Genomic DNA, 7,915 nt, shown 5'->3' with positions numbered 1-7,915 from the left:
AACATTTGAGATACCACCAGCAGGTATTCCAGAAGGCTGGACAGCGGAAGTAGATCCAGATGATGGAACAGTGACAGTAACGCCACCGGCGGATGCGACACCAGGAACATCAGTAGATATTCCGGTGAAAGTGACATATCCGGATGGATCAAGTGAGGAAACACCGGCGAAAGTGACAGTAGTACCGAATGATGCACAAGATAACACACCGGGATACGAAGAAGGACATACAAAACCGAACGTACCAGTGGAAGTGCCACAAACGAAAGATCCAAATGTACCACCAGGAACAACATTTGAGATACCACCAGCAGGTATTCCAGAAGGCTGGACAGCGGAAGTAGATCCAGATAATGGAACAGTGACAGTAACGCCACCGGCGGATGCGACACCAGGAACATCAGTAGATATTCCAGTGAAGGTAACATATCCGGATGGATCAAGTGAGGAAACACCAGTCAAAGTAACAGTAGATACACCAGATAGTGGTAACCACGATCCAGGATACGAAGAAGGACATACAAAACCGAACGTACCAGTGGAAGTGCCACAAACGAAAGATCCAAATGTACCACCAGGAACAACATTTGAGATACCACCAGCAGGTATTCCAGAAGGCTGGACAGCGGAAGTAGATCCAGATGATGGAACAGTGACAGTAACGCCACCGGCGGATGCGACACCAGGAACATCAGTAGATATTCCAGTGAAGGTAACATATCCAGATGGATCAAGTGAGGAAACACCAGTCAAAGTAACAGTAGATACACCAGATAGTGGTAACCACGATCCAGGATACGAAGAAGGACATACAAAACCGAACGTACCAGTGGAAGTGCCACAAACGAAAGATCCAAATGTACCACCAGGAACAACATTTGAGATACCACCAGCAGGTATTCCAGAAGGTTGGACAGCGGAAGTAGATCCAGATGATGGAACAGTGACAGTAACGCCACCGGCGGATGCGACACCAGGAACATCAGTAGATATTCCAGTGAAGGTAACATATCCAGATGGATCAATTGATGAAATTACAACGAGAATCGTTGTAGAACAAGATGAAACAGATGCAGATGCCGACGCCGATGCCGATGCAGATGCGGATGCCGATGCAGACGCTGATGCAGATGCCGACGCCGATGCGGACGCTGATGCAGATGCAGACGCCGATGCCGATGCCGATGCCGATGCGGATGCAGATGCTGACGCTGATGCGGACGCTGATGCGGATGCTGACGCAGATGCTGATGCGGATGCTGATGCTGATGCCGATGCAGATGCGGATGCCGATGCCGATGCGGATGCGGATGCCGATGCAGATGCAGATGCAGATGCAGACGCCGATGCCGATGCCGATGCGGATGCGGATGCCGATGCCGATGCAGATGCGGATGCCGATGCCGATGCGGATGCTGATGCAGATGCAGATGCAGACGCCGATGCAGATGCAGATGCGGATGCCGACGCTGACGCTGACGCTGACGCCGATGCGGATGCCGATGCGGATGCCGATGCAGACGCTGATGCGGATGCCGACGCAGATGCAGATGCCGACGCCGACGCTGATGCAGATGCTGACGCGGATGCGGATGCAGATGCCGATGCAGATGCGGATGCTGATGCAGATGCAGATGCAGACGCCGATGCAGATGCGGATGCTGATGCAGATGCAGACGCCGATGCCGACGCTGATGCCGATGCAGACGCCGATGCCGATGCGGATGCCGACGCCGATGCCGACGCCGACGCGGATGCCGATGCCGACGCTGATGCGGATGCCGACGCAGATGCAGACGCCGACGCTGACGCTGATGCAGACGCGGATGCGGATGCAGATGCAGACGCCGATGCCGATGCCGACGCCGATGCGGATGCAGACGCCGATGCCGATGCTGACGCAGATGCCGACGCCGATGCGGATGCCGACGCCGATGCCGACGCCGACGCTGACGCTGATGCGGATGCAGATGCCGATGCGGATGCGGATGCGGATGCAGACGCAGATGCTGATGCAGATGCAGATGCTGACGCTGACGCCGATGCCGATGCAGATGCGGATGCAGACGCCGATGCCGATGCGGATGCGGATGCCGATGCAGACGCTGATGCGGATGCAGACGCCGATGCAGATGCGGATGCGGATGCAGATGCCGACGCCGATGCCGACGCTGATGCAGATGCAGACGCCGATGCGGATGCAGACGCTGATGCGGATGCAGACGCGGATGCTGATGCAGATGCCGACGCCGATGCTGACGCAGATGCCGATGCTGACGCAGATGCCGATGCCGATGCAGATGCGGACGCTGATGCAGATGCTGATGCAGATGCAGACGCGGATGCTGATGCCGATGCAGACGCCGATGCAGACGCCGATGCGGATGCGGATGCAGATGCGGATGCGGATGCAGATGCCGACGCCGATGCAGATGCCGACGCCGACGCCGACGCTGATGCGGATGCCGATGCCGATGCGGATGCAGACGCTGATGCCGATGCAGACGCAGATGCCGACGCCGATGCCGACGCCGATGCCGATGCGGATGCGGATGCAGACGCCGATGCCGACGCCGATGCCGACGCCGATGCCGACGCCGATGCTGATGCGGATGCCGACGCGGATGCCGACGCAGATGCAGATGCAGATGCGGATGCTGATGCAGATGCCGACGCCGATGCTGATGCGGATGCAGACGCGGATGCGGATGCGGATGCCGACGCCGATGCGGATGCGGATGCCGATGCCGACGCTGACGCTGACGCTGACGCTGACGCTGACGCTGACGCTGACGCAGATGCAGATGCAGATGCGGATGCCGACGCCGATGCTGATGCAGACGCCGACGCCGACGCTGACGCAGATGCTGATGCTGACGCCGATGCTGATGCTGACGCCGATGCGGATGCCGATGCGGATGCGGATGCGGATGCGGATGCCGACGCCGATGCTGATGCGGATGCGGATGCTGACGCCGATGCAGATGCCGACGCCGATGCCGACGCTGATGCTGACGCCGATGCAGACGCAGATGCCGATGCCGACGCGGATGCGGATGCCGACGCAGATGCAGATGCAGATGCAAATAAAGGTGACTCAAATCTTACGAAGAAAGATGCAAAACAATCATTACCAGAAACGGGTGTAACAACAAATGCAGCACCGCTTGCAGGTACACTTTTAGCTGGTCTAGGTTCACTCTTCTTATATAGAAGAAAAAATAATAAAGACAACAAAGATAAAGCTTAATTTTAAAAGGGCATACCGTCTTTGGTTTATCCAAGGCGGTATGCCCTACTATATACATATTATGATGGAGGTAAGTGATGTATAATACAATTTTGAAAAAGTTTGAATCAGAAGTAAGTCTACTTAGTCAACGTATTTTCCTTAGTTTGGGAACAAAAGAGAAGAAAGCAAGTGTTAAACACATTAAAAAGTCGTTGAATATTTCAAAAGACATCATGAAACAAATTGAAAACTTTAAAAGGAAAAATGAAATATATCCTGAATGGGTTAAATTGGACTTTGTAACTCAAGAAAAGCAGTTGCCTTTTGAAAAAGTAGTTGATGAAATGTTACGGACGAGAAGGAATTATATTGAATTTGGAGTCAGCTTTGATAAAAATTGGATTATTTCATTTTTACCTGAAGTCATTAATGCTAATGCATTTGTAAGACCTATAAAGGGGAGTAAACAAAGAAGGTTAGAGCTTGCTGTTAATAACGTTAACCATTATTTGAAGCATTATACGAACGTAAAAAGAGCTTTTTCAATTGAAGATTATGAACAAAAAGAAGTCATTCGTTTTGAAACACAAGGCTATTTTTTTACGCCTGAAGCGTTTTATGAATTAGAACCATCTGGGGGGATTAAAGGTGTTCGTAAATCGAAAGAACTCCATCATGAAATTGATGAAATGATAACGACAGCAACATATTATTTAAAAAATGAGATGAAAGAAAATGGTCAATATGAATATGGTCGTTTTCCACATTTCGACAGAAGTATTAGCTTTTATAACATATTGAGGCATTGTTCAACTACTTATTCTCTAATTGAAGGTTTGTCTTACCTTAATGAGGATATTATCGAGATTCAAAATGCATTCACTTATATTCATCAAAATGCTTACTATGAATGTGGTGAAGTTGCGTATATTTATGATACGACTCGTGATATTAATGAAATAAAATTAGGGCAAAATGCAGCATATATTTTTGCTGTGGTTGAATTTATCAAGAATAGTGAACCAAATACAAGACTTTTAAAAAGAGCGCAAAAGGTAGCCAATGGGATATTAAACATGATTGATACTGACACTTTGGAAACGTATCATGTTCTAAATTACCCAGAGCTTTCAGTGAAAGAAAAGTTTAGAATTATTTACTATGATGGGGAAGCAGCACTTGCTTTATTACGTTTATATCAAGTCGATCAAAATGAGAAGTGGCTTAATGCGGTTATCCGAATGTTTGATAAGTTTATAGCACAAAATTATTGGAAGTACCATGACCATTGGTTAAGTTATTGTACAAATGAACTTGTGAAAATCAAACCCGAAGCACGGTATATCGAATTCGGACTTAAAAACGTATCCGGTTATTTAGATTATATTTATCACCGTGAAACGACATTCCCGACATTTCTAGAAATGCTAACTGCTGCATACCAATTAATTGGAAATGCGAAAGCGATGGGATTTGAAAATACAGTGCGAGAAAATATTGATGAAGATTTCTTAGTGGCAACGTTGCATCACCGTGCTAACTATCAACGTGCAGGGTACTTTTATCCTGAAGTCGCAATGTATTTTAAAAATCCTCAACGAATACTAGGAAGCTTCTTTATTAAGCACCATGGTTATCGCGTACGTATTGATGATATAGAACACTATTTATCTGGGTACATTCAATATCAGTTACACTTTAAGCCAATTACATAAAAATGTGTTTGAAAATTGGAATGAAAAACATCATTAATACAATGATAAATGCAAGTGCTTTAGGCCAACTGAAACTAGAAGGTTCCGGATGATCGTGTTTTTGAGCTTGATATTCAAGAAGCTCTTTTTCAATTTCTTCATTAATGTTATTTGTATTTTTATTTTCCATGACACATCATCTCCTGTCCTTAAATTATAAAGCACTTAACAACTTTATGAAAGGTTAAAAACATATGCATACAATAAGTGGAATTTTAAAAATTTTAGAACCGATACTTGTGGAGCAAAGTATCAAAAATGATTTTGAGATTAATGATTTTGAGATAAATATTAAAAATTTGGAACATTCGAATGCGGCATTAATTAATATCAGTGAAGCAAGTTGGCGGAAATGGTTTCGTAATAAAAAATCATTAAAATCTAACTTTTCGCATATTGAATCCTTAGAGATAGAGATTCCTTTAATCATTAGTGATGAACGACTACCTGAAAGTTGGTTTGGGAACTATATTATTGTCGAAAATGCTTTTGAGGCAATGAAGTTACTGGGGACATATTTCAGAGAAAAGTATCAAAATCCTTTAATTGCAATCACAGGTTCATTCGGGAAAAGCTCTACAAGAATGATGTTAGAAACTGTACTAGGTGATTACGAACTTTTGTATAATAGAGGTAACGCTAATATGAGAATACCTATTATGCTGAATCTATGTAAGTTAATTCGAAATCCAGATTTTGCGTTGTTTGAGGTATCTTTGAATGCATTGAACAATCGAGGCAATATGGCAACAAATATAAAACCAGATATTGCTATTGTCACAGGAATTGGAGAAGCACATCTTTCATCATTTTCAGGAACTGAAGAAATTGCTGAGTTTAAAGCACGTTTATTCAAAGGGCTATCAGAAGAAGGCGTTGCAATTATCAACGGAGATACATTACATGTAGATGTCCTTGAAAGAAGAGCACGTCTTAATACGACACATATTAAAAAATATCAAATAGAAAATGACAATGAGCAGTCAAATATTCGTGTGACGGATGTTAAAACTTTAAAGGGGGCACATGAGATTGCAGTAGTTTTTAATGGAAATAACATTAAGTTTATGCTGAATAGTTTAAGTAAAGGTATGGTTTATAATTCATTAGCAGTACTTTTAGCATTATCAGAATTAAATGTAGATTTAGAAGCGTGTGTTGCTAAATTTTCAGAGTTTAAGCCTTTAAAGAAGGTTCTGGAATTTAAAGAAGTCACCTATAAAAATGCAATTTATACTTTGATTGATGATACACATAACGCATCACTTCCAGCTATGATCAATGCCATTGAGACATTTAATAATCAAGCGCACTTTTTTAAGGGGAGAAAAGTGATAGCAATTGGTAAAATTAATGACTTAGGTGAGGACTCAGAAATGCTGCATAGACGATTAATTCCTATATTAAATGCGTGCAATGCCGACTATATTTTGTGTTTAGATAGTGACTTAAAAATGGTTGTAAATCGTGTTAAAAACAAAAAAATCACATGGTATAAAGATTATAATTTATTGGCTCGTGATTTATGTACGTTATTAACGCCAGATAGTATAACACTATTAAAATCATCAGTGACAGGAACATTATTCCCACGGGTAGCCGAACAACTTCCAAAATTCATTGAAGCTGGATTAACACAAAACAAAGCATTGTTTCATACAAAAAAATTTACACCTGCACTGACATTGATACCTGAAAATATCGAAATAGATCAGGTCGATTTTTCTGATCAAACTTTGATTGAAGGAATAGCACCATTGTTCTACTATATTTATGCAAAATCATTAAAAGTGTCTAATCGTTCTATCCAATTAAAAAAATGGCGAACAAATGATAACAATTTTTATACTGGTAAAACAATTATGATGCATGATCTGATTGAGCTTATGATTAATCAACCACATCCAAGTGCTGTGTATCAATTGTCAAATGAATTATTCAATAGTGAGAAAGACAGGCAGATGCAAGCTGATAAATTTATTAAAAAGTACAATTTGTCTTTGTCAGCCATTATTAACGTAACTGGACGTTATATGCTAAAAGAACGTCATGAAGTGACACATCGTGATTTGTATCGGTTATATCGTCAATTTGAAGATATATTAATGTCAAATAGAGAAGTGTTATGCTTTGGATATGATTCAGTTCATGGCTTTTTTAAAACTGATATGGGCATTGTCATTTTTACGTCATACCCGTCTATAGAACAGGTACGAAGCGACGTGTCTCAATTGGAAAAATCATCGTCATCATGGTAGAAAGGGATGGCTTTTGTCAACAGTTGACTCAGTTACCTTTCCTACGATTTGTCAAGGGTTCAATAATTAAAATTGACATTACTGAACTAGACCCTCCAATTTTTACTTTTTTGAATAAGGTGTTATGATGTATATGATTATATGGTTGCGTTAGTGTGGTGCTTTCTGATAATCATATAATTTATTATTGACTATCAAGTAGTGAATGGTCTTTAATAAGCGATTGATACTCGCTATTACGGCAGTCTTGTGGGTTTTCCCATGAGGCTGCTCTCTTAATTTATAATAATAATCCACAATATGGCTTTGATAATGATTTCTTCCCCTAATAATGTTCATAATGATTAAGTACAATAAACGTCTTGCTTTTTTATTTCCTCTTTTGTTGATCGTATCCCTACTTTTTGAAGTTCCTGATTGATACCGTTTAATATCAATACCTACAAATGCATTCAATTGTTTATTTGTTTTAAATTCTCTAATATTACCAAGTTCCCCAATAAGCAATGCAGCTGTGAGTTCTCCGATGCCAGGAATTGAAATAATGTTTTCAAACTCAGTTGTATTTTTAGCTAAGTCAATCATTTCCTGATCAAATTCTTTCATTTCTTCTATCCCAATAAGCAGTTTGTCGCATAAGTATTGGACTTTTTGTAGGAGGAAAGAAGACT

The 7,915-nt window shown here is 42.4% G+C and carries 5 protein-coding genes and 2 pseudogenes; 5 read left to right on the top strand and 2 right to left on the bottom strand.

The annotated features are described in order from the left end of the window. Window positions 1-10: 10 nt before the first annotated feature. The 4 genes and pseudogenes from BJK46_RS12700 to BJK46_RS11905 all read left to right on the top strand — a co-directional run. Window positions 11-1,045: pseudogene (locus BJK46_RS12700) on the top strand (YPDG domain-containing protein); the annotation flags it as partial. A gap of 16 nt (window positions 1,046-1,061) precedes the next feature. Continuing rightward, on the top strand, window positions 1,062-3,149 hold the full coding sequence (locus BJK46_RS12530) for a hypothetical protein (RefSeq protein ID WP_242445280.1): 2,088 nt from the start codon (window positions 1,062-1,064) through the stop codon (window positions 3,147-3,149). A 17-nt stretch (window positions 3,150-3,166) separates the two neighbouring features. Continuing rightward, window positions 3,167-3,250: pseudogene (locus tag BJK46_RS12695) on the top strand (LPXTG cell wall anchor domain-containing protein); the annotation flags it as partial. 77 nt (window positions 3,251-3,327) lie between these two features. After that, complete coding sequence (locus BJK46_RS11905) at window positions 3,328-4,947, top strand: hypothetical protein (RefSeq protein ID WP_063279143.1); 1,620 nt, start codon at window positions 3,328-3,330, stop codon at window positions 4,945-4,947. Here the strand turns inward: BJK46_RS11905 and BJK46_RS12240 are convergent. Beyond that, on the bottom strand, window positions 4,940-5,116 hold the full coding sequence (locus BJK46_RS12240) for a hypothetical protein (protein ID WP_154800926.1): 177 nt from the start codon (window positions 5,114-5,116) through the stop codon (window positions 4,940-4,942). The genes BJK46_RS11905 and BJK46_RS12240 overlap by 8 nt on opposite strands. 64 nt (window positions 5,117-5,180) lie before the next feature. On the opposite strand from BJK46_RS12240, the gene BJK46_RS11900 reads away from it, so the two are divergent. Further along, complete coding sequence (locus BJK46_RS11900) at window positions 5,181-7,244, top strand: Mur ligase family protein (protein ID WP_063279142.1); 2,064 nt, start codon at window positions 5,181-5,183, stop codon at window positions 7,242-7,244. A 150-nt stretch (window positions 7,245-7,394) separates the two neighbouring features. Here BJK46_RS11900 and BJK46_RS11895 read toward each other — a convergent pair. Then, a partial coding sequence (locus BJK46_RS11895; RefSeq protein ID WP_142671674.1) for a transposase occupies window positions 7,395-7,915 on the bottom strand: 521 nt, incomplete at its 5' end.

This window comes from Staphylococcus pseudintermedius, from assembly GCF_001792775.2.
Classification (GTDB): Bacteria; Bacillota; Bacilli; order Staphylococcales; family Staphylococcaceae; genus Staphylococcus; species Staphylococcus pseudintermedius.
Note: the sequence above shows the minus strand (reverse complement) of the source record. Positions and strands in the feature narration are given on the sequence as shown.